Origin of the sequence: Flavobacterium sp. SLB02, from assembly GCF_009664855.1 — a bacterium.
In the GTDB taxonomy this organism is placed as follows: domain Bacteria; phylum Bacteroidota; class Bacteroidia; order Flavobacteriales; family Flavobacteriaceae; genus Flavobacterium.
Genome location: NZ_CP045928.1, coordinates 6,176,122 through 6,197,592, shown reverse-complemented (window position 1 = coordinate 6,197,592; position 21,471 = coordinate 6,176,122). Strand labels below are relative to the sequence as shown.

Here is a 21,471-nt window from a genome sequence, read left to right as displayed (position 1 = left end):
AACAGGGGTTTTTATCTGATTTTGAGGTGAAAACAACTAGCGTTATGAACAAAAAAAGCAAGTTATCAACAATTTTTGCTAAAATTAAAGAAAACACTTGCAAGGAACGGATTTCCTACTAAATTTGTGTATTAACAATTTTTTTTAACCAACAATTAATAACTAATTATTATGAACAAATCAGAATTAATCGATGCTATCGCTGCTGATGCAGGAATCACAAAAGCTGCGGCAAAATTAGCTTTAGAGTCATTTTTAGGAAACGTAGGAGCTACTTTGAAAAAAGGTGGTAGAGTTTCATTAGTAGGTTTTGGATCTTGGTCAGTATCTGCTAGAGCTGCTAGAGACGGAAGAAACCCTCAAACTGGAAAAACTATTCAAATCGCTGCTAAAAATGTTGTAAAATTCAAAGCTGGAGCTGAATTAGAAGGTGCAGTGAACTAAGTAAGAAAGTTCTCTAAACTTATAATATAATCAAAACCCTCCCCATGGAGGGTTTTTTTGTGCGGTTTAACGATTTTATTTGGGATTTTAAAAATTTTATGATTAAATTTAATAAAAATTGTAGCCGTATGATTTCAGAAAAATTAAAAAAAGGACACCTGCTTATTGCCGAGCCTTCTATAATTGGAGATTTATCTTTTAATAGATCGGTAATTTTATTAGCAGACCATAACAAAGAAGGATCAATAGGTTTCATCATTAATAAACCGTTAAAGTACACTATTAATGACCTGATTCCTGAAATTGAAGCCAGTTTCAAAATATATAACGGAGGCCCGGTTGAACAGGACAACCTTTATTTTATTCACAATATTCCGGAATTGATACCTAACAGTGTTGAGATTTCTAACGGAATTTATTGGGGAGGTGATTTTGAATCGACTAAAGACTTAATAAACGACGGATCTATTGGTAAAAACAATATTCGTTTTTTCTTAGGCTATACCGGTTGGGACGAAAATCAGCTTGAGAGTGAAATGCAGGGAAATTCCTGGATCATTACTGATAATAGTTATAAAAACAAAATTATCGGAAAATCGACCACCCATTTTTGGAAAGAGCAAATTATTGAGCTCGGAGGCGACTATCTTATTTGGTCGAATGCACCTGAAAATCCGTATCTGAATTAATTTTCAGATATAGATTCATTCAGTTTTTGCACTAATAAATGAGCCAGATTGCTTGTAAACTCCTTTTTTCGATACTTAGTTATCGGTTGTATCCCCGTGATTACATTTGTCAGAAATAATTCGTCAGCTTTTTGAAGATCAAATGGCGAAATTATTTCTTCTACCACTTCTATGCCTTCTACTTTTTTAGCCAAAGATAATATTTGTTTACGCATTATTCCGTTTAAACAACCTTCAGAAATTGGCGGCGTGATCATTTTTTTACCCACTACCATAAATAAATTTCCTTGTAATGCTTCGACAACATTTTTAGTATCATTGACTAAAAGACAGTTAGCCAAACCATTTTCGTGAGCAAAAATACTTCCGGTAACATTTATCATTTTATTAGTCGTTTTAATCGACGATAATAATTGTTTGGTTACATAGAAGTCTTTATACAAATCAACTTCATATTCTCCAATATTTAGTGCGTAAGAAGTGCTTTCAAGTGCAGTTGCGTGAATTAAAAATGAAACCTCATTGGTTTTTGGTAAATACAAACCTCCGTCATTTCTAAAAACAGTAATTCTGGCTCTGGCCGAAGAAGAAATATTTTTTTGATTTACAAGACTTAAAACCTGTTCTTCAAAATATTCCATTGTAAAATTCATCGGAATCTCCATACGAACCACACGCATCGAAGCCATTAATCTAAAATAATGATCTTCAAGAAACAAGATTTTATCATTGACTATTTTTAGTGTTTCAAAAACACCATCTCCATACAAAAAAGCACGATTTTGAGTTAATATATTATCGTCCTGTGCTACTATGTTTCCGTTAAAATTGATCATAAAAAAACCCTGAATTTTGTTCAGGGCAAATATAAGGTATAAAATAGAATTTTACTAAACAGATCCTATAAGATGTTTCAGATCTGAGATCTGATTCTCCCACAATTGTTTAGCTTCTCCTACCTCTTCTTTTTCTGCAAAATCGACTACCATTAATGATACATCTTTAGTCAGTTCATCAACTAAGATATGCAATTCAAAAAAGTATTCCGTATCCTTACTGCTTTCGTCAACCCATTTAAATTTTACCTTTTCTCCTGTTTTTTTAGAAGCCAAACGCGCTTTTTCCTGCGAGTCATTCCAGATAAAAGTGAAAAATTCGCCTCGTGAGTTTACATTGTCTGCAAACCATTCTGACAAACCTGACGGTGTTGATATATATTGATATAATAATTGCGGCGAAGAATTTATAGGAAACTCGATTTCGTAACGTATTTTTGGATCCATGTGCTACTTTTAATTTTTTCGAAATATAAGAATATATGTCCAAAAACAATGCATTTTTAAAAATATTTTTTTTTCTTCATTTTATTCTTGCAACCTTTAATATTATTTCTATCTTTGCACCCGCAATGAGGAACACGGTTCACTTGCAATCTTGGCGAGGTAGCTCAGTTGGTTAGAGCGCAGGATTCATAACCCTGAGGTCACGGGTTCAACTCCCGTCCTCGCTACAAAAAACAACCCCCTAATCATCAATTGATTAGGGGTTTTTTATTGGAATTTTGTTTCGAAAAATTGTATCAAGTAAGGACTCAAGATAGAAATTTTGCAAAAAGATAAATTTAACTCAAAGAAAAAGTAAATAAAACTTAAAACCTCTACTTCCCAAAAATAAGTTCATTTGCCAAATCTATTTCGTCCTGACTTATGGTATGCCCCATATTTTCATAGATTTTTTTAGTAACAGCTGCGCCCATTTTTTTCAGAAGCACTTCTGTTTCATTTACTCTTTCAACAGGTACGTGAAGATCGGGATCGCTGGTACCGATAAAAATTGGTGTGTTTTGGAAGTTTCCTTCGTAATGATTTTCATAAATCTTATCGCCAATAAGTCCACCAGTAAATGCTACAACGCCTCCGTATTTAGCGGCATTTCTGGCAGTAAATTCTAAAGCCAGACAAGCACCTTGAGAAAATCCCAGAAAATAGATATTCTCTTTTTCAATTCCGTTTTGCTGAATTGCAACAACAACCTGATGAATAGCTTCTAATGATTTTGAAAATGAAGGCTCATTTTCATTAATAGGCGCTAAAAAAGAATAAGGATACCAGGTTCTATTTTCTGCCTGAGGGGCAACCAAGGCAAAATCATCGACATTCAGATGTTTTGAAATCGAAAGAATATCATGAGCGCTTGCACCACGTCCGTGAATCATGATCAGCGCCTTTTTAGCATCATTTAAAGGCACACCGTCTGTTATAGTTTCTATATTCATAAGTTCTAAGATTATTTTTTCCAGATATCCAGATATTCATCCGGATGTTTTTTGAATTGTGCATGCACATACGGACAAAGCGGCAAGACCATCAAATTATTGGCGCGTACGTACGACGTCATTTCGTCTAAAAGTTTCTTGGCATATCCCTTTCCTTCTCCTTCAGGTTCAACACCAGTGTGATAAACCGTGAGCAAATCTGGTTTTATGCTTACTGTCATTTCGCCCAGCTTTTTATCATCAACATAAAGATTAAAGGCTCCATGCTTTTTCTCGTCTAATTCCAGTTTTATTGTTTCCATATATTTTCTCTTAAGAATCTAATTTACAAATTTTTAGCTTAATTAATTTGAACCAAATGATTTTCAATACTTGCTCTTTGAGATTCGTATTGTGCGGGAAGCTTTAAGTTTTGACCTAATTCTTCTAAGCTTTCATCAACTGTAAATCCTGGATTATCGGTGGCGATTTCAAATAAAACTCCACCTGGTTCTCTAAAATATAGCGAATGAAAATATTGTCTGTCTATTTGCGGTGTAATTGACAATCCGTAAGCTTCGATTTTTTCACGGAAGTGCATTAAAATTTCGTCATTTTGAACTCTAAAAGCTACGTGATGTACAGATCCGTTGGCAACATGTCCGCGTTTTTCATCTGTCAATTCTACCAAGTCAACAATTGCGGCATTTTCTACTGCATCGGTTGCATAACGATAACGGTTTACATCCTGATCAATCAATTTGTAACCAAATATTTCTGTTAAGATTGCTGCAGTGGGTTTAATGTCGTTTAAAGTCAGCGTAATATTATGAAAACCTTTTGTTGCTGCGTCAGCTTTTACTTCATCTGTTTCCCAACCTTTTCTGTTGTCTCCTGTTTTAGATTCGATTAACTCTAATTTCAACCCGTCCGGATCAAGGAAAGTAAGATATTTTTCGCCGAATTTTTCTGCCGGTTTATTGTAGATTACATTATATTGTTCAAAACGTTTCTGCCAAAAATCAAGACTTCCTTTAGGAACAGAATAACCAATTTCTGTCGCCATTCCAGATCCTTTTCTTCCTTGTTGAATTCCTTCTCCCCAAGGAAAAAAGGTTAAGATGGTTCCTGCGCTTCCCACTTCATCGCCAAAGTAAAAATGATAGGTTCCCGGGTCGTCAAAATTCACTGTTTTTTTGATGAATCTTAATCCGAGTATTTTTGAATAAAAATCGAAATTACGTTTAGCGTCGCCTGCAATGGCGGTAATATGGTGTAAGCCTAAGATTTGATTTTGCATGATATTTTATGTATTAAGTTGTTTTGATTTTCTTTTACAAATTTACCTCAGCTCTTGCTGTTTCCCGGTTAACCTAGATTAAGAAATAAAACTCAGAAATGAATAAAATACTGAAGTCAATTTTAGGCCTAAATTGTTGTTCATATAAAAGATAAGGTTTTATATCAAAAGTGTAGTCTATCACATTAAGTTCAAAAATAGACTCTTTCAAATCCTTATTATCTAAAACTTTTCTTTACACATAAAAAAACATAAAAAATAATAATGCTAATTGGGGTTAAAGTCCCATTTTTGTAAAATAATTAATGCGCTAACAATATGGATATAGTTAAATTTAAAATCACATCAAAAACGATCAAAGTAGAAGTACGCAATTCGAATAATTATGTTTTTAATTTTAATAGTGCTTTAGAAATTGAAAAAGAAGACAGAGACGTTTTATTGAAGCTTTACAATGCATTAGACATTCTTTTTAAGAAAGAAGCCCCTTCTGAAGTAAAAAACTATATCTCGCCCAACCAAACCAATATATTGGACCAGATTTCTGCTGTTGATGGTTTACAGGAAGAGAAATAATAAATTATCTGCCATATTTATTACCAAACAAGCCCTTAAACAGTAATTGTTTAAGGGCTTGTTTGGTAAATTTATTTCGAAAACTTTAAAATTGACTTTGTCAAAAAGACTTAACCAATATCGCAGCGCATTGTTGTGACGATTTTTTTGAAACCTGCTTTTTCATAGGCTTTAACTGCTGATTCATTTTCGTCATAGACCTGCAACCTTACCTCTGTTATTCCCTGAGATAAAATCCATTTTTTAAGAGCGGTGAGTAATAAACCGCTAATTCCTTGTCCTCTAAATTCCGGGCTTACAAACATAAAGCCGAGATATCCAAATACTTCGTGTTTTTCATATGGTTTTGCAGATCGAATTTGCGCGTAACCACTTCCGATAATTTCGTTATTACTTTCGACAACCAAAATTTCTGTCGCTTTATCTGATATTAATTCCTGTATATCATAATAGAATATTTCACCCTCTTTTAGCGTTGGATCAAATGGTCGTTCTGCGTCAACAAGAGTCTGCAGGAATTCGGCGAGCTTAGGCAAATCAGTATTGGCAGCAGGCCTGATCGTTATATTTTTGTTATCTGTACTCATATTTCAAATATATTAAATCCTTTTTGATTCAATAAAAAAGTGTTTAGAAAAATTCATTTTTAGCTTTTGCAAATGGTGTAGTTAATTCTGGTCGAAAATAATTAATTTTGAATTTAATAATTCATTTTCAAATTCATAAAGACAAAACTATTTGCTCTTTTATTAAACAAAAATCAAAGTATGGAAGAACAACTTTATGAAATAACAAAGAAGGTTTATGATAAAAACAACCGAAATTTGTTCACCTTTTTGACCGGCGCCGGAATTTCTGCTGATAGCGGAATACCAACTTACAGAGGAATAGACGGGATATGGATAAAAGGAACTCAGTTTCATAAACCGGAGGAATTTGGAACTTATAAATATTTTAAAGAACACCCGGAAGAGGTTTGGCAATATTCTCTTTTTAGAAAAAAAATGTTTGAAAATGCTGAACCCAACGAAAGTCATCGCGAAATAGTAGAGATTGAAAATCTTTTGGAAGACAAATTTCATTTAATAACTCAAAACATAGACAATTTACACAGGCGGGCGGGAACAAAGAGAATTTACGAAATTCACGGCAATAACAGAGAGATTAAATGTTCTAATGGCTGTAAAGAAATAGTACATCTTGCTGATGAAATAAAAGGAAAAGATATCGATGAAGATCTAACCGCAAACGATATTGAATTACTAAAATGCAAAGAATGCAGCAGCTGGATGAGGCCAAATATTTTATGGTTTGATGAGCGTTATGATGAAAAAACAAACAAAAGATTTAGCTCTTTGAAGATTGCTAAAAATTCAGGTATTCTTTTTATTGTTGGTACTTCCGGCGCAACAAATTTACCAATGGCAATTGCTGAAACAACTTTAAAATACGGATGAACAATTGTTGATATCAATACAGAGGATAATTTATTTACAAAATTAATTAAAGACAAGAAAAATAAAATTATTATTCGAGGCACCTCAACGGAAAATCTTAAAACCATAAAAGAAATATTTAAGAACATCTGCTAAGATCAACGAAAATTAAAAAATCAGAAAAAATAAAATCATGTCAATAAAACAAGAGTCAGAATTAATAGCAATGCAAAAGGTCAGTGAAGCTGTGGCTTATACTTTGAAAGAAATGAGAAACTTTGCCAAAGCAGGAATGACGACAAAAGAACTAGACGATTATGGCGGAAAAATCCTGAATGAATTAGGCGCAAAATCGGCTCCTTATTTAACGTATGGTTTTCCGGGATGGACTTGCATCAGTGTAAACAATGAATTTTGTCACGGTATTCCCTCAGATAAAAGAATTCTTAACGAAGGTGATTTAATAAACATTGATGTATCGGCAGAACTGGATGGTTTCTGGTCAGATAACGGAGGTTCGTTTGTAATTGGTGAAGATGTAAACGGACACCAAAAACTGGTTGACGCATCAAAAGATATTTTACAAAAAGCAATAGACAATATAAAAGGCGGAGTAAAAATTTCTGAAATAGGTTATCTTATCGAAACAGAAGCTAAAAAAAGAGGTTATAAAGTAATCAAAAATCTGGGCGGACACGGCATTGGCAGAAGCTTACACGAACAACCGGATGAATTATTAAACTATAAAAACCGATTTGATCAAAGGCGTTTTAAGAAAGATTCTGTTGTAGCAATTGAAACTTTTATCTCGACCTCATCCTCTATTGCGGTAGAACTTAAGGATGGCTGGACGATGGTAGGCAACAAAGGCGGACATATGGCGCAACACGAACATACTATTGTGGTTACGAACGGCAAACCTATTATTTTAACCGAAATGAACGGAATCTGGAATTAACAGATTCTCAAACGATACTTAAAAACAGACCCTTAAATACTAAAATTATTTAAGGGTTTTGTGTGTTGAGGGTCTAATTAAGAATAAAAACAATTTAACACATAGAAACATAGGTTATAGAACTGTAAAAGAGGATAAAAAAGAAACAAGTTTCTTCACACATAGTCTCGATAGCTATCGGGATGAATTAATGCTAGTGAAACGCCTTTTATAATTTTACAATCCCGATAGCTATCGGGACTATGTGTTAAAAATAATTATACTAAGAGTTTTATTTTTTTTATTTGTCTACCGATTTTTGCAATTGTGCAGGATATCGATCTCCTTGTATGGTGGTTTGGGCAAAAGCATCATCAATTTTTTTAATATCATCTACAGATAGTTTAATTGAGGCTCCACCAATATTTTCTGTTAATCGGTGTGATTTTGTTGTTCCTGGAATTGGAGCAATCCAGGTTTTTTGTACCAACAACCAACCCAATGCAATTTGCGCAGGAGTTGCTTGTTTTTGAGAAGCAATGGAAGATAATAAGTCCACTAATTTTTGATTGGCTTTTCTGTTTTCTTCACTAAAACGAGGTAACGAATTTCTAAAATCGGTCGCTTCAAAACTTGTACTTTCGGTAATTGCACCTGTTAGAAATCCTCTTCCTAAAGGGCTAAACGGTACAAAACCAATTCCTAATTCTTCAAGTGTTGGCAAAATTTCTACTTCAGGTTCTCTCCACCAAATAGAATATTCGCTTTGTAAAGCAGACACTGGCTGAACGGCATGTGCCTTTCGAATAGAGGATACACCCGCTTCAGACATTCCAAAATATTTTACTTTCCCTTCTTGTATAAGATCTTTTACCGTTCCTGCAACATCTTCCATTGGCACATTTTGATCTACTCTGTGTTGGTAGAATAAATCAATAACATCGGTTTTTAAACGTCTTAAAGATTCCTCGGCAACAGCTCTGATATTTTCTGGTCGGCTGTCTTGTCCGTTAAACGCCTGTCCTCCTTTAAAACCAAATTTGGTCGCAATAACTACTTCTTTTCTAAACGGGCTTAAAGCTTCTCCTACCAACTCTTCATTGGCAATACCATATGCTTCGGCAGTATCAAAAAAAGTAATACCCTGTTCATAGGCTTCCCTAATTATTTTTATAGCCTGTTGTTTTTCTATTTGGGCACCATAGGCAAAACTTAATCCCATGCAACCCAATCCCAGTGCAGAAACTTCTAAACCCTGAGTTCCTAATATTCTCTTTTCCATAACTTAATTTTTAAAAATATTGATATGATACCTTGATTATCATTTTTAATACTACAAATTTCCTCTAATAATTCCAGCTGTCTATAATACATATTACTGCCATTCTAACCATTTTTACTGATTTGCATAATCAAGCTAAGTTATTAAAAATCTGAGTAGTATATTTGTATGTATAATTTCATAGACGCATCATGGATCGTATCATAAAACTCGAAAAAGTTGCACAGTACAATCAATTAAAAGATATTGAAACACAGCATCCTTTAATAAGTGTTTTTGATAATTCTAATAGTAAAGCACTCCCCAATCATATCCGCATACACTTTAGTTTTTATGCTATATTTTTAAAAGCCGGAAATTGCGGCGAACTAAAATACGGGCGTAATAATTATGATTATGATGATGGTACAATGGTTTTTGTAGCCCCCGGACAAGTACTTGAGGTTAATAATACAGACAATTATAAATCTACAGGTTTAACATTACTTTTTCATCCTGATCTGATAAGAGGAACTTCATTGGCTAAAAATATAAGTCAATATTCATTCTTCTCTTATGACTCGCACGAAGCGCTTCATCTATCTTTGAAAGAACAGCAAATAATAAAAGATTTATTTAGTAAATTAGAATATGAATTAAGCCAGTCTATTGATAAACACAGCAAAAACATTATAAGTAATAACATAGAGCTACTTTTAAATTATTGTGTGCGTTTTTACGACAGACAATTTATTACCCGTGAGAATATCAATACTGATATTTTATCAAAATTTGAGAACTTACTAAATGCCTATTTTCAATCTGAAAACGCGCAAGATTCAGGTTTGCCTTCGGTGGGATATTTTGCAGATCGTTTGCATCTTTCTGCTAATTATTTTGGAGATTTAATTAAAAAAGAAACAGGCAAATCTGCTCAGGAACACATTCAGTTAAAATTAATTACCTTAGCCAAGGAACGAATTTTTGATACTGATAAATCGATTAGTCAAATCGCATTTGAACTGGGTTTTAAATATCCGCAGCATTTTAATCGAATGTTTAAAAAGAATACGGGTTACACCCCAATTGAATACAGAAGTTTAAACTAAAATCCATAAACCAAAAGAATGCTTGAGAATTTCCCTTTTTATTTAGGTCTGTTAATTATTATTTTATTACTGATTATGTTGGCTAATAAAATAAAAGTAGCTTATCCAATATTATTAGTATTGGCTGGATTGGCTATCAGTTTTATTCCCAAAGTACCTTTAATACAAATCGAACCTGATCTTATCTTCTTTATATTTCTGCCGCCATTATTATACGAAGCTGCCTGGACGGTTTCATGGAAAGAAATGTGGCGCTGGCGACGTATTATTACCAGTTTTGCCTTTGTCGTTGTTTTTGTCTCGGCACTATCTGTAGCATTAGTTGCGAATTATATCATACCGGGATTTTCATTAGCATTGGGTTTTGTCCTGGGCGGAATTGTATCGCCTCCTGATGCGGTAAGTGCCGGTGCTATTTTGAAATTTGTAAAAGTGCCTAAAACTATTTCATCGATTTTAGAAGGCGAAAGTTTACTGAATGATGCTTCGTCCTTAATTATTTTCAGATTTGCGATGATTGCCGTAGCGACAGAGCAGTTTATATTTTATAAAGCTGCAGTAAGTTTTAGCTGGATGATATTTGGTGGCGTTGGAATTGGTTTATTAATTGGATGGCTTTTTATGAAAGCGCACAAATATTTACCTACAGATGCCAATGTAGATATCGTTTTATCACTAGCAACGCCGTATATTATATATCTTGCTGCCGAAGAAGTTCATAGTTCCGGTGTATTGGCGGTTGTATGTGGCGGATTGTTATTGTCGAACAACCGACACCGATTTTTGAGCAGTAGATCTCGTTTGCAGGGTATAAATGTCTGGCAGAGTCTTACTTTTATACTCAATGGTTTTGTGTTTATGCTGATTGGCCTAGATCTGCCACAAATTACAAACGGACTTAAAGTCGAAGCTGTTAGCATTTCGTCGGCAATTGGTTATGGTGTCTTGATAACATTTGTTTTAATTGCCAGCAGGATTTTATCTTCTTACGGTGCGGTCCTTGTGACTCTTATTGCACGAAATTTTATTACCGTTGCCGATAGTAGAAATCCCGGTTACAAAACTCCCTTTATATTGGGCTGGACCGGAATGAGAGGCGTAGTATCATTGGCTGCAGCCTTATCTATACCTGTTTATCTAGATAATGGCAATGGCTTTCCGCAGCGAAATCTTATCTTGTTTATCACTTTTATCGTTATTCTTTTAACCCTCGTTATTCAGGGACTCACATTACCGTATTTCATTAAAAAAATCAATCTTACAGATGTCTATGATCCTCTTCCAAAAGAAGAAGCTCACAATAACCTGCGTCATGAATTGGCGGAATTTGCTTTAGATTATCTTAAAACCAATTATAGCGATCAGATCGAACATAATACTTCGCTACAGCATCTTATTCACAAATGGGAACAATACAGTAATGGCATTGATGATGAAGAAATAGGAAAAGAGCTTAAAGTAATTTATCTCGATTTATTAAATAAGCAAAGGCAATGGCTGATCAGTAAAAACAAAGAAGACCAAACTCTGGATGAAACCATCATTAGGCGACAAATGCATTATTTAGATATTGAAGAGGAAAAATTACGTTATATTTAAAAGTCATTTATTATAGCATTCTACTAAATCCGATCCTTTATATCCGGAATTTTCTCCGTCAGATTTTTCCAATATCGTTTTGGCATATGCTGAAGATGAAGCTTTGTATTTTTTCGGGATTCGATATTGACACTCTTGAAATAATTGCGCCATAAATCCTGAAAAAGTTCTTCGCCCTCATCGCTTATTTCGGCTAAGAATTTAAAAGAATTAGATTCAGTATTAAATTGTAATGCTACTGTCGAAACATTTTTAAGGTCATAATAAATACCATATTTACGCTTTGCATCATAAATTAACCAGCGCTGATCAGCATAACGGTTTTTAAAATGATTTTCTATAAGAGGCAGGACATTGCAATGGGGTTCGACGATTGCATAATACAATTGGTCTTTTGTTAATTGAAACCTGACAAATGCCTCCATTCGATGTGCTTCTTTCCCGGTCAGTCGAATGGCTTTTCGAAGTTCTAAAACATCATTATGACCAAAATCATCTTCTACATTTACAGAACTTGACAATACATATTGTACATACCGAAACATGATTTCTTCGATCTTATGGGTTTCTGATAAAAAGGCGTGATACAAACCCTGAAGTCCATTTTTCGAAAGACGTTTTTGCAAACCGCTTAAAACGCGTTTTACTTTTACCTCATCTGTAATCACGATATGATTGGTCGAAAAAAGCAAATCGGCAGAAGCTTCGTTTTTGGCAAAAACAATATCCTTCAATTTATATTCATAAATTTCGAATACGGCTGTAATCCAGCCTTCATAAGTTCCATCGTAAATTACCTGTGTCATTTAATTTAATTCAGCGATTGTAATTCTATTTGCTTTGCACATGCCACAAAAAAATATTATTAAACACATAGAAGCATAGATTTTTATGTCTCGTAAAGGAGATAAAAAAGAAATACATTTTTTTCACATAGCTATGTAAATTTTAAATAAGTGAAACGCCTTTTTTAGGTAAATAAAGGCTATGTATCTTTGTGTAAAAAATTACACCCAATACATTTAATTAAAATAAAGCAAGTTGATTCGAAAAGTCATTTTTGTATTTACTCTTTTGCGTATCTAAAATATGATTCTTGATTTGAATCGACGTTAAATCCTTTTGTAATTGAAATGGCGTTGCAAAAGCCAGAAAATATTTGGCGCGCGTATAGGCAATTCCTAATTTTTGCAAATCCTGAGGAACGAGTTTTTTAAATTTTCTTGCCGCCACAATTTTTTTTGCACTCAAAAACCCAATACCCGGAATACGCTTAATCAGTTCGAGATCGGCCGTATTGACATCAACCGGAAACTGATTCATATTGCGCAACGCCCAACCTAATTTGGGGTCGATATCCAGATCAAGATTAGGCTGATCAAAACCTACAATTTCATTTACATTAAAGCCGTAGAGCCGAATCAGCCAATCGGCCTGATACAAACGGTTTTCGCGAATCATAGGAACCGGAGTTCCTATTGCAGGAAGCCTGGTGTCATAACTTATAGGTACGTAGCCGGAATAATAAACGCGTCGCATGTTCATTTGATCATAAAAATAATTGGCCATTCCCAGTATTTCCATATCATTTTCCTGGGTTGCACCAATCACCATCTGCGTGCTTTGCCCCGCCGGAGCAAAAATTGGCGCTTTGTAGTTGAGTTTTTTTTCTTCTTTGTGACCAACAATTTCATTTTTCAGATATTCCATTGGTTTGATCACATCGATATGATTTTTATCGGGCGCCAATAATTTCAGACTTTTCTCTGTTGGCATTTCGACATTTACACTCAACCGATCGGCGTACATTCCGGCTTGCTGCAGTAATTCATCGCTTGCTCCGGGAATTGCTTTAAGATGTATATAACCATTGAAATTTTCCTCTAATCGTAATTTCTTGGCAATCCTTACCAAACGTTCCATCGTATAATCCGGGTTATCAAAGATGCCAGAACTCAAAAACAAACCTTCGATATAATTTCTTCTGTAAAAACCAATTGTAAGATCAACCACTTCCTGCACGGTAAAAGCAGCACGTTTTACATCATTACTTTTTCGGCTTACGCAATACGCGCAATCAAAAATGCAATGATTGGTCAGTAAAATTTTCAGCAACGAAACACAACGCCCGTCTTCTGTATACGAATGGCAAATACCATATCCTTTTGCATTTCCTAATCCTTTATCCTTATTCTTGCGATTACTTTGACTTGACGAACATGACACATCATATTTCGCTGCATCAGCCAAAATCGACAACTTCTCCATCACTCTTTCATGTACCATTTTGAGCCTTTTTAGTGGTTAAAAAACTAAATTTGTTTCATCTCAAAACTACTCTTTTATGATGCAAAAAATCTGAAATTGATTGTTCTAAATTGTATCAAATTTCAATAAAGCAATCTCAACTAATTAATAATAAAAACATTGAAAACATTTTTTTTAAACACATAGAGACATAGTTTTGGTCTCTTTAAAAAAGGCGTTTCACTTATTTACAACAAACATAGCTATCTCAATAAGAGAAATGTATTGCCTTTAATCAATTAAATCTAAATTAATGATAAAAGATCAAAGCCCGATTTTCCCTTCTGCCCAGTAGGCTTGTGTATAGATTTTTTTATTCGAAATACCTTTTGCTTTTAATGCCTTCCTAAAGGTCTGAATAGACTTTGCATTTCCCATTAAATAAAAATGTGCGTGTTGCCATAAATCCCAAATGGTATCGTCGAAATTATTTAGAATATTTACGGCACGTTCAGCACTATTAGCCGATTTGGGTATAATATCAACCGCAATTCCTAAATCTTTTGGTACTTCTGCAGAAGCTGGATCTAATTCTAAAATGCCCAAATAGTTGTTTTCATTCGCATTAATTTCATCTTTAAAACTTTTAAAAACACTTATACAGGTTTCATCTCCATAAAAAAACTGGTATTTTTCTTCGGTCTTAAAAAATTCAAAACCTCGCGGCAAACCTACCGTAATTTGATCATTTGGTTTTAGGTTTTCGACAAAACGACTTCCGGGACCTTTTTTATGAATATGAAAGATTACTTCAAACGTTCCTTCTCCGCTATTCCATTTACTTGGGGTATAATTGCGATAATTTGTATCATCAATCCTGATAATGATAGCCTGACCAATTTTAAAATTGATGTGCGGAAAATGACCTTTGAACCTGATTCTCTTTATATTTTCGCTCAGCAATTTAGTATCCGTAACTTTTACTTTGCAAATTTTACTGCTAAAGGCAAGTTCCATAAAATCTCCAATAATTTTGGGCATCGAATTCATAATGGTATGTTTTAATTTCAATGCAAAATTGAAACTAAAACATAAAAAAAAGGTTGGAGAAGAAATAGGGATGATTGGACTATTCGCGGAATTTTAATCTAAATACTAAAGGGGTGTCGCCGGTTATTTTTTTGAATAATCTCGAAAAATAAGTATGGTCCTCATATCCTAACATAAAAGCGATCTCTTTGACATCATATTCTGTATAATACAAAAATCGCTGTGCTTCTATAATCATCGCATTCTGCAGCCAATACGTCACCGATTTACCTGTCGCAATATTGACACAATAATTTAAATGTGAAGTAGTAATATTTAACTTCTTAGCAAAAAAAGAAGGACTTTCTAAAAAAGTAGCATCAGAAATTAATTGTTTAAAATTAGAATAAATCAGCATCGATTGATTTTTAAGTTCTGATACCGGAGTATTGGATGCTGAATAAATATTAACAAAACTGTAAACCAAAGCATTAAAAAGACCATTGACAATAGCCGTTTTATTTGAAATTGCTTTTTCAAAAGAACGGTGCAACAACGTAACGTTTTGTAAAAGATCCTTCTTCTGGAGTTTATCGATTTTATTGAACTGATCAGTAATTTTCAGGTGCTGAAAAACTGCTGCGCAATCATTCGGAATTAAAAATGGAGCGACACTAATATAATACCCAACTGCATCCGGCGACACCATTTTTGGTGCATGAATCTGAAAAGGTTTAACTATTGCAATACTTGGCGCACTTGCTTTTACCTCTATCATGTCGCATTCCATGATCACTTTTCCTTTCGTCAGCACAAATAAAATATAAAAATCATCACGATGCGTTCCTAATTTATTTATGGTTTCTGAATCCTTTCCTAATAAAGATAATTCGGCGATATAAATACCACCAACTGCTTCTGAACTCTGATTGTAAACAGGAATTTTCAAAATTTATTTTTTTGATTATTAAGGAAATATTAGTTCTAAACGATGAGGTTGTACAAACTTAGAAAATTAATCCTAAAATGATTATCTCTATCAGGTAATCTATTTTTAAAAAGCAAAATCCCTTTGAACATAAACTGATCAAAGGGATTTATTTCTTTATTAAAAAAAGTAAGAAAACTTAGAAAGTCACAAATTTCACTCCAAGACTAAACCATCTTGAAGGAAGCGGAACTGCACCAACTTCATAATAAGTAGCATTGAAAATATTTTGAGCATCGACATATACGGTTACTTTTTTGATCGATTGACTTACTCTAAAATCATTTACCCAATACGATGGTCCGGTTACTCTTTGACTAAAACGCGTTGCGAATAAAGCCGTAAAATTTTTATGCTGAAAATCTATAGTATTGGTTACCTGATGTTCCAGAGACGAAACCAAATATTTAGCATAAACAGCCGAAATTACATCCTGAAATTTAAAATCAAGATAAGAATATGCCAGATTGATATTCAACTTAGAATCGTTAGAAAAACTCACTCTATAATTGGTACGCAGGTTAAAACCATTTGTATTGAGGTTTCCGTAATTGTTACTTTGCCAAGGCTCGGTAGTTACGTTTCTTGTCCAATCGATAAAATTGCTGATCTTTCTAAAGAAATAATTGGCATTAAAACTAAAATCTCTTTTGATATATTTAAATCCGATTTCACTCTGAAAAGCATTTTCGGTATCCAGATTAGAGTTCCCAATATTTCCCGGACGCTGGTTGAGGTATAAATCCGTAAACGAAGGAATACGCTGGCTTGTTCCGATATTTCCGATGATCTTAAAAGCATCTGTTATGGCATAACTCGCATCAAGTCCCGGATAAGCCTGCCATTTATAATCTGAATTATAATTGACATAGGTTCCAAAATTTACATCAAGCTTTTCGATAAAAGTTGTTCTGTATTGCAGATAAATTCCGTAGTTGTCGCGATTATGATCCCCAATGTTAGACGAACTAATATCCTCTGTTCGTACTTCGGCTCCAAAACCTAATTCTCCAGTTTCCATTTTGTACGTGGTATTCAATTCCGCCGCAACTGAATTAGTATAATGCTGACTTCTACCCGCTTTAAGATTAGCAATTCCGTAATAACGATAATCATCATAATTGTATCTGTAACTTACTCTAGGCATCAAAGTCCATTTTTCAGAAAGCTGATGTTTTGATTGTACAGATGCAAAAGTTGTTTGCACCACTTCGCTTGAGTTTTTATCTCCCGGAGCCGCATAAAATCCGTTGGCGCCAAAACCATTCTTGATATAACCAAATGAAGTTAAAATTTCATTGGCATTATTTAACTGGTAATTACCCTGATAGAATATTTTATTATTTTCGAAAGCGGTGTTATAGCGGTATCCGTTGCTTTTATCGTGCGAAGCAAAAAGTGAATGTTGCTGTTTCTCTTTACTTAAAACACCTCCAACCTGAATTCCGGTACCATAAAAAGTATCACCGGTATCCTGTGTATCTTTTTCGAAGTTTGAACCTGCATAGGTATTTACTAAAAATCCGGATTGCGTTGGTTTTTTGGTAATAATATTAATCGCTCCGGTCAAACTATTTACTCCATAAGTAAGCGCTGCCGGACCACGTATGATTTCGATTCTTTCAATTACCTCAACGGGAATAGGCAGATTCAGCATATTATGCGCGGTTTGAGAATCTATTATTTTGGTTCCGTTTATAAGTACAACGGTTTGTTCGAAGCTTCCTCCGTCTACACTTACATCGGCCTGGCTTCCAAAAGGGCCTCTTTGTCTCAGGTCAACTCCGTTTGCATATTGTAGAATTTCCTGAACAGATCGTCCCGGTAATTTTGCAATTGTGGCCTGATCAATTACATATACGTTTCTGTTTTTCTTGGATATTGGTGTACTAAACCTGTTTTCATGAATAATTACTTCATCAATATTAATGGTATCTTTTTGCACCTGAGCTTGTAAACTAACACTTATTAGAGTCAGTGCAGCAAAATAAAGTTTTGTCATTTGTTTTAATTTTTTGCAAAAGTAGTATCTTGCCGTACTACTAATGTATACCAGTTTTACAAAAATGGATAGTCCGGTTCAAATTCCTTTTAAAAGTTTTATTCAGCTTAAGCCCGAAGAAACTACCGCTTTGTATTTGCAAATCGTTTTTGAGTTTATAAAAGCGATACAAATTGGCTTACTTCCTGAAGGCACAAAACTTCCGGGAACCCGTATATTATGCAAAGTCTTAGAAGTAAACAGAAACACTCTGATTAAAGCTTTTCAGGATCTCGAATTGCAAGGCTGGATCGAAATTTTGCCCAACAAGGGAACCTTTATATTATCTGAAAAACAACAAAAAAATAAAGCCGATTTTACTGACGATAACAAAAATGTTTCAAAAGCAAACGAAGGTTTTACCTTTAAACATTCTACTATTCTTGAAAATCCAAAAGAAACCAGCAATTTACCGTATCAGTTTAATGATGGTTTGCCTGATTTGCGATTGGTACAAAGTGATGTTCTGGCGAGATTGTATGTTTCTAAACTAAAAAACCAAAAAACGACCAAAACCTGGGAACAAATTCAGGCGCAATCGCATTTGAATTTTAAAACCCAGTTTTCTAATTTTTTAAATTTAACGAGAGGAATTCGCATTTCAACCTCCAAGTTACTTACTACAAGCAGTCATGAAATTAGTTTGTATCTCGTGACCAAACTACTCATTTCTCCAGGTGATAAAGTGGTGGTGGCTTCTCCGGGATATTATATTTCGAATATGACATTGTCTGATAGTGGCGCACAAATAATCACGATACCGGTTGATAAAGATGGCATCGATACCCAACAGTTAAAACAAATTTGCGAGGAACATCAAATTAGGATTTTGTATTTAACGTCCAATTATCATTATCCAACAACAACTTCATTGAGTGCAAAAAGACGAATGGAAGTTCTGGAACTGGCCAATCGCTACGGATTTGTAATTATTGAGGATGATTACGATTTTGATTTTCATTATGACAATAACCCCGTATTGCCCCTCGCCGCTTTAGATTCAAACCAAAGAGTAGTTTACATTGGATCGTTTGGAAGGTCTCTGCCGGCAGGTTTTGGTTACGGATTTATCGCTGCGCCATCTGCATTTATAAAAGAGTTAGAAAAACATCAAAACATTCTCGAACCCGGAATTGATGTTATAAAGGAACAGGTTTTAACCGATTGGATCAAGGAAGGTGAAGTGCATCGACTTTCGAAAAAAAACAAAAAAATCTACAAAGAACGCAGGGATAATTTTGTTTTATTATTGAAAGAAAAGCTCGAAGGAAAAATCAAATTTCAGGTTCCGCTAAGAGGTTTGGCAATTTGGGTAGAATGGCTGGATCACTTTAATTTGATACAATTGCAGAAACAATGTGCTGCAAATGGATTATTTTTGCCTAAAACGGTTTTATATCAAACCAAAAATCTCACGGCAACGCGTTTAGGTTTCGGACATTTTGATCCATCTGAAATGGAAAATGCCGTAACTATTTTACGACAGTCTCTCGATACTATTTTATAATCTAAGTGTTAGATATTTTTCGCGCAGATTTAGCAGATTTTTTTATAATCTCTTTAATCCTTTAATCTGTGCCTTGATTTAAAACATTTTAAAATAAAAACATAACATGGAAATAGAGCAAATTCTTGACCTGATATATCCTCTTCCGGAACTTTCAAAACTAAAACTTCAAAATTGCGCGAAAGAAGTGCGTTTCTCTAAAGGTCATATTTTATTGCGCGCTGATAAAATTGAAACCACTATTTATTTTATTCGAAAAGGAATTGCAAGAGCTTATGCTAATCGCGATGATAACGAGGTTACTTTTTGGTTTGGTAAAGAAGGAGACACGGTTTTATCAATGAAAAGTTATGTCGCCAAGCAGAAAGGATATGAAGATATTGAGCTTCTGGAAGATTGTGATTTATATGAATTAAAGTCTGAAAAACTGCATAAGCTCTTTGAAGAAGACATCCATATTGCCAACTGGGGACGAAAATTTGCCGAAAAAGAACTTGTAAAAACCGAAGAACGACTTATCTCCCGCCAATTTCGTACTGCTTCAGAACGCTATAAAGAATTACTTACGGATTATCCGCATTTGATTCAGCGGGTTCAATTAGGACATATTGCCTCTTATTTAGGAATTTCTCAAGTGAGTCTGAGTAGAATTCGAGCCGAAATAAAATAGTTTGCTTTTTTAACAAATGTAAAATTCCCGGTCAATTCCTTTTCTAACCTTTGCAAAAAAAGATATGAACTGGATTATTTTAATTATTGCCGGCTTATTTGAAGTGGGCTTTACGTTATGTTTAGGAAAAGCAAAAGAAACAACCGGAAACGAAATGTACATGTGGTATACCGGATTTTTGATATCGCTTATTGTTAGTATGGGACTTTTGATGAAAGCGACACAAACTTTACCTATCGGAACCGCTTATGCCGTTTGGACAGGTATTGGAGCGGTTGGAACCGTTTTAATTGGTATTTTAATATTTAAAGATCCGGCTAATTTCTGGCGACTCTTTTTTATTACGACCCTTATTGGTTCTATTATTGGTTTAAAAGCAGTCTCTCATTAATAACAAACTTTATAAAAACAGACGGATTAGCATTTACTAGTCCGTTTTTTTATGTCTAAATTTTTATTTTTTAAAATCAGGTATTTCTACGTAGTGCTGTAAATGTTAAAAAAGCGAATTTTGTTTGCAGAATGTGAGAAACCGTAAACAATTCTCAATAAACGATTATAAATTAGCAAGAGATTTAGTTAAAATTAAAAAAGATAGTCATTACAAATTTCAAACCTGAAAAAGAAAACCATGAAAAATCTTTGGTGTTGGCGTTGCAAAATGGAAGTTCCTATGCTGGATGAAAAGGAATATAAAATAGCCTCTAAACTCTATCGTGATGGTTTTCAAACAGGAAAATGCAGTATGACCAGAAAGAAACGCTTTAAAGACTTACTGGATTATTATAAAGATCTAACAGGATTTGAAGAAACCAATCCTAACGCGATCATGCACCATCGAATTGATTTATATGGTTCTGCATGTGAGAATTGCTCTAAACCTTACAGAACTCCAAAGGCTTCTTTATGTGCTGCATGCGGTAATAAAAGAGCATCTGTAATTATCAATTATACCGAAATTCTACACGAAGCAGCACCAAAATGGTGGCAGAGATTTTTAATTTTGAATAGAGCCGAGTAACTATTTTTATTTAATTTTATAAAAATCATAAAACTACGAAGATCAACTATAAAATTCAATTTGCTCTATTAATCCTTTGTATTTTTTTATTGGTTTAGCAATATTCGAGATATCCAATACAGGACTAAAAACGGGAACAGATCTTTTCTGGCAAATCTCTGCTTTTGTTCCGTTTATATCATCAGGAATTATTTTTGGAATGAACTTATATTCAAAACGAATTAAAGATTAAGTTGTCTGTATCTTTTTTATTTTAAGAACGTTGCTTTTCACTTAGATAAAGGAAAATCCTTTTTGCTAATCACCAAAAAAAAAATCTTCTTTACGGAGCTACTTGTGTGGATTGCTTTGCCAGTTCGCTAT

General features: G+C 34.1%; 23 protein-coding genes and 1 tRNA gene. 12 read left to right on the top strand and 12 right to left on the bottom strand.

Going from position 1 to position 21,471, the window contains the following annotated elements; all coding sequences use genetic code 11:
* Positions 1-171: 171 nt before the first annotated feature.
* Both GIY83_RS24005 and GIY83_RS24000 read left to right on the top strand, forming a co-directional pair.
* A complete protein-coding gene (locus GIY83_RS24005) occupies positions 172-444 on the top strand; it encodes an HU family DNA-binding protein (RefSeq protein WP_017498096.1) in 273 nt (90 codons plus the stop codon).
* A gap of 128 nt (positions 445-572) precedes the next feature.
* On the top strand, positions 573-1,133 hold the full coding sequence (locus tag GIY83_RS24000; protein WP_194616813.1) for a YqgE/AlgH family protein: 561 nt from the start codon (positions 573-575) through the stop codon (positions 1,131-1,133).
* Here the strand turns inward: GIY83_RS24000 and GIY83_RS23995 are convergent.
* On the bottom strand, positions 1,130-1,969 hold the full coding sequence (locus GIY83_RS23995) for an aminotransferase class IV (protein WP_208683870.1): 840 nt from the start codon (positions 1,967-1,969) through the stop codon (positions 1,130-1,132). The genes GIY83_RS24000 and GIY83_RS23995 overlap by 4 nt on opposite strands.
* Before the next feature lie 54 nt (positions 1,970-2,023).
* A complete protein-coding gene (locus GIY83_RS23990; protein ID WP_026984135.1) occupies positions 2,024-2,416 on the bottom strand; it encodes an START-like domain-containing protein in 393 nt (130 codons plus the stop codon).
* Positions 2,417-2,569: 153 nt separating this feature from the next.
* Between GIY83_RS23990 and GIY83_RS23985 the strand changes: the two genes are divergently transcribed.
* A tRNA-Met gene (locus GIY83_RS23985) sits at positions 2,570-2,643 on the top strand.
* 147 nt (positions 2,644-2,790) lie between these two features.
* On the opposite strand, the gene GIY83_RS23980 is transcribed toward GIY83_RS23985, so the two are convergent.
* From GIY83_RS23980 to GIY83_RS23970, 3 genes are read right to left on the bottom strand one after another with little or no spacing between them, the layout of a single operon-like run.
* Positions 2,791-3,408, bottom strand: a complete 618-nt coding sequence (locus tag GIY83_RS23980) for an alpha/beta hydrolase (protein ID WP_208683868.1) — start codon at positions 3,406-3,408, stop codon at positions 2,791-2,793.
* Between the two features lie 11 nt (positions 3,409-3,419).
* Positions 3,420-3,710 (bottom strand): GNAT family N-acetyltransferase, encoded by a 291-nt coding sequence (locus tag GIY83_RS23975; RefSeq protein WP_208683866.1) that lies wholly within the window; start codon positions 3,708-3,710, stop codon positions 3,420-3,422.
* Positions 3,711-3,748: 38 nt separating this feature from the next.
* A complete protein-coding gene (locus tag GIY83_RS23970; protein WP_208683864.1) occupies positions 3,749-4,687 on the bottom strand; it encodes a ring-cleaving dioxygenase in 939 nt (312 codons plus the stop codon).
* A gap of 318 nt (positions 4,688-5,005) precedes the next feature.
* Here GIY83_RS23970 and GIY83_RS23965 point away from each other — a divergent pair, with 318 nt between their 5' ends.
* Positions 5,006-5,263: a hypothetical protein gene (locus GIY83_RS23965; RefSeq protein WP_194616827.1), complete on the top strand. Its 258-nt coding sequence runs from the start codon at positions 5,006-5,008 to the stop codon at positions 5,261-5,263.
* A gap of 110 nt (positions 5,264-5,373) precedes the next feature.
* Here the strand turns inward: GIY83_RS23965 and GIY83_RS23960 are convergent, their stop codons facing one another.
* Complete coding sequence (locus GIY83_RS23960; RefSeq protein ID WP_194616828.1) at positions 5,374-5,850, bottom strand: GNAT family N-acetyltransferase; 477 nt, start codon at positions 5,848-5,850, stop codon at positions 5,374-5,376.
* 180 nt (positions 5,851-6,030) lie between these two features.
* Here GIY83_RS23960 and GIY83_RS23955 point away from each other — a divergent pair, with 180 nt between their 5' ends.
* Complete coding sequence (locus tag GIY83_RS23955) at positions 6,031-6,720, top strand: Sir2 family NAD-dependent protein deacetylase (RefSeq protein ID WP_229029166.1); 690 nt, start codon at positions 6,031-6,033, stop codon at positions 6,718-6,720.
* A 172-nt stretch (positions 6,721-6,892) separates the two neighbouring features.
* On the top strand, positions 6,893-7,657 hold the full coding sequence (map, locus tag GIY83_RS23950) for a type I methionyl aminopeptidase (protein ID WP_194616830.1): 765 nt from the start codon (positions 6,893-6,895) through the stop codon (positions 7,655-7,657).
* Positions 7,658-7,937: 280 nt separating this feature from the next.
* On the opposite strand, the gene GIY83_RS23945 is transcribed toward map, so the two are convergent.
* Entirely contained in the window at positions 7,938-8,918 is a 981-nt protein-coding gene (locus GIY83_RS23945) for an aldo/keto reductase (RefSeq protein ID WP_208683862.1), read from the bottom strand.
* Between the two features lie 191 nt (positions 8,919-9,109).
* Between GIY83_RS23945 and GIY83_RS23940 the strand changes: the two genes are divergently transcribed.
* Together GIY83_RS23940 and GIY83_RS23935 are read left to right on the top strand one after the other, a co-directional pair.
* Positions 9,110-10,006: an AraC family transcriptional regulator gene (locus GIY83_RS23940; protein ID WP_208683860.1), complete on the top strand. Its 897-nt coding sequence runs from the start codon at positions 9,110-9,112 to the stop codon at positions 10,004-10,006.
* 18 nt (positions 10,007-10,024) lie between these two features.
* Entirely contained in the window at positions 10,025-11,605 is a 1,581-nt protein-coding gene (locus tag GIY83_RS23935; protein WP_208683858.1) for a Na+/H+ antiporter, read from the top strand.
* Positions 11,606-11,628: 23 nt separating this feature from the next.
* Here GIY83_RS23935 and GIY83_RS23930 read toward each other — a convergent pair whose 3' ends face one another.
* The 5 genes from GIY83_RS23930 to GIY83_RS23910 form a co-directional block, all read right to left on the bottom strand.
* Positions 11,629-12,411, bottom strand: a complete 783-nt coding sequence (locus tag GIY83_RS23930; RefSeq protein ID WP_194616834.1) for a TIGR03915 family putative DNA repair protein — start codon at positions 12,409-12,411, stop codon at positions 11,629-11,631.
* Positions 12,412-12,631: 220 nt separating this feature from the next.
* Positions 12,632-13,891 (bottom strand): putative DNA modification/repair radical SAM protein, encoded by a 1,260-nt coding sequence (locus GIY83_RS23925; RefSeq protein ID WP_194616835.1) that lies wholly within the window; start codon positions 13,889-13,891, stop codon positions 12,632-12,634.
* 285 nt (positions 13,892-14,176) lie between these two features.
* Complete coding sequence (locus GIY83_RS23920) at positions 14,177-14,902, bottom strand: siderophore-interacting protein (RefSeq protein ID WP_194616836.1); 726 nt, start codon at positions 14,900-14,902, stop codon at positions 14,177-14,179.
* Between the two features lie 79 nt (positions 14,903-14,981).
* Positions 14,982-15,830 (bottom strand): AraC family transcriptional regulator, encoded by an 849-nt coding sequence (locus GIY83_RS23915; protein ID WP_194616837.1) that lies wholly within the window; start codon positions 15,828-15,830, stop codon positions 14,982-14,984.
* Positions 15,831-16,008: 178 nt separating this feature from the next.
* The gene (locus GIY83_RS23910; RefSeq protein ID WP_208683855.1) at positions 16,009-17,871 is read right to left on the bottom strand and encodes a TonB-dependent siderophore receptor; all 1,863 of its coding nucleotides are present in this window, start codon (positions 17,869-17,871) and stop codon (positions 16,009-16,011) included.
* Positions 17,872-17,935: 64 nt separating this feature from the next.
* Between GIY83_RS23910 and GIY83_RS23905 the strand changes: the two genes are divergently transcribed.
* The 4 genes from GIY83_RS23905 to GIY83_RS23890 all read left to right on the top strand — a co-directional run bounded on the left by GIY83_RS23905 (position 17,936) and on the right by GIY83_RS23890 (position 21,108).
* On the top strand, positions 17,936-19,417 hold the full coding sequence (locus GIY83_RS23905; RefSeq protein WP_194616839.1) for a PLP-dependent aminotransferase family protein: 1,482 nt from the start codon (positions 17,936-17,938) through the stop codon (positions 19,415-19,417).
* A gap of 106 nt (positions 19,418-19,523) precedes the next feature.
* Positions 19,524-20,087 carry a Crp/Fnr family transcriptional regulator gene (locus GIY83_RS23900; RefSeq protein ID WP_194616840.1) on the top strand — a complete coding sequence of 188 codons (564 nt, stop codon included), beginning with the start codon at positions 19,524-19,526 and terminating at the stop codon, positions 20,085-20,087.
* A 64-nt stretch (positions 20,088-20,151) separates the two neighbouring features.
* Positions 20,152-20,478, top strand: coding sequence for a multidrug efflux SMR transporter (locus GIY83_RS23895; protein WP_121322022.1), 327 nt, complete (start codon positions 20,152-20,154; stop codon positions 20,476-20,478).
* Between the two features lie 240 nt (positions 20,479-20,718).
* Positions 20,719-21,108, top strand: coding sequence for a hypothetical protein (locus GIY83_RS23890; protein WP_228520459.1), 390 nt, complete (start codon positions 20,719-20,721; stop codon positions 21,106-21,108).
* Positions 21,109-21,471 lie beyond the last annotated feature (363 nt).

Excerpts from the sequence above, each read along its gene's own strand:
- GIY83_RS23990 (WP_026984135.1), bottom strand. The coding sequence starts at position 2,416 with ATGGATCCAAAAATACGTTACGAAATCGAGTTTCCTATAAATTCTTCG.
- GIY83_RS23905 (WP_194616839.1), top strand. The coding sequence starts at position 17,936 with ATGGATAGTCCGGTTCAAATTCCTTTTAAAAGTTTTATTCAGCTTAAG.
- GIY83_RS23945 (WP_208683862.1), bottom strand. The coding sequence starts at position 8,918 with ATGGAAAAGAGAATATTAGGAACTCAGGGTTTAGAAGTTTCTGCACTG.
- GIY83_RS23935 (WP_208683858.1), top strand. The coding sequence starts at position 10,025 with ATGCTTGAGAATTTCCCTTTTTATTTAGGTCTGTTAATTATTATTTTA.
- GIY83_RS23940 (WP_208683860.1), top strand. The coding sequence starts at position 9,110 with ATGGATCGTATCATAAAACTCGAAAAAGTTGCACAGTACAATCAATTA.
- GIY83_RS23900 (WP_194616840.1), top strand. The coding sequence starts at position 19,524 with ATGGAAATAGAGCAAATTCTTGACCTGATATATCCTCTTCCGGAACTT.
- map (WP_194616830.1), top strand. The coding sequence starts at position 6,893 with ATGTCAATAAAACAAGAGTCAGAATTAATAGCAATGCAAAAGGTCAGT.
- GIY83_RS23955 (WP_229029166.1), top strand. The coding sequence starts at position 6,031 with ATGGAAGAACAACTTTATGAAATAACAAAGAAGGTTTATGATAAAAAC.
- GIY83_RS24000 (WP_194616813.1), top strand. The coding sequence starts at position 573 with ATGATTTCAGAAAAATTAAAAAAAGGACACCTGCTTATTGCCGAGCCT.
- GIY83_RS23920 (WP_194616836.1), bottom strand. The coding sequence starts at position 14,902 with ATGAATTCGATGCCCAAAATTATTGGAGATTTTATGGAACTTGCCTTT.
- GIY83_RS23975 (WP_208683866.1), bottom strand. The coding sequence starts at position 3,710 with ATGGAAACAATAAAACTGGAATTAGACGAGAAAAAGCATGGAGCCTTT.
- GIY83_RS23910 (WP_208683855.1), bottom strand. The coding sequence starts at position 17,871 with ATGACAAAACTTTATTTTGCTGCACTGACTCTAATAAGTGTTAGTTTA.
- GIY83_RS24005 (WP_017498096.1), top strand. The coding sequence starts at position 172 with ATGAACAAATCAGAATTAATCGATGCTATCGCTGCTGATGCAGGAATC.
- GIY83_RS23970 (WP_208683864.1), bottom strand. The coding sequence starts at position 4,687 with ATGCAAAATCAAATCTTAGGCTTACACCATATTACCGCCATTGCAGGC.
- GIY83_RS23960 (WP_194616828.1), bottom strand. The coding sequence starts at position 5,850 with ATGAGTACAGATAACAAAAATATAACGATCAGGCCTGCTGCCAATACT.
- GIY83_RS23980 (WP_208683868.1), bottom strand. The coding sequence starts at position 3,408 with ATGAATATAGAAACTATAACAGACGGTGTGCCTTTAAATGATGCTAAA.
- GIY83_RS23925 (WP_194616835.1), bottom strand. The coding sequence starts at position 13,891 with ATGGTACATGAAAGAGTGATGGAGAAGTTGTCGATTTTGGCTGATGCA.
- GIY83_RS23895 (WP_121322022.1), top strand. The coding sequence starts at position 20,152 with ATGAACTGGATTATTTTAATTATTGCCGGCTTATTTGAAGTGGGCTTT.
- GIY83_RS23930 (WP_194616834.1), bottom strand. The coding sequence starts at position 12,411 with ATGACACAGGTAATTTACGATGGAACTTATGAAGGCTGGATTACAGCC.
- GIY83_RS23995 (WP_208683870.1), bottom strand. The coding sequence starts at position 1,969 with ATGATCAATTTTAACGGAAACATAGTAGCACAGGACGATAATATATTA.
- GIY83_RS23965 (WP_194616827.1), top strand. The coding sequence starts at position 5,006 with ATGGATATAGTTAAATTTAAAATCACATCAAAAACGATCAAAGTAGAA.
- GIY83_RS23890 (WP_228520459.1), top strand. The coding sequence starts at position 20,719 with ATGAAAAATCTTTGGTGTTGGCGTTGCAAAATGGAAGTTCCTATGCTG.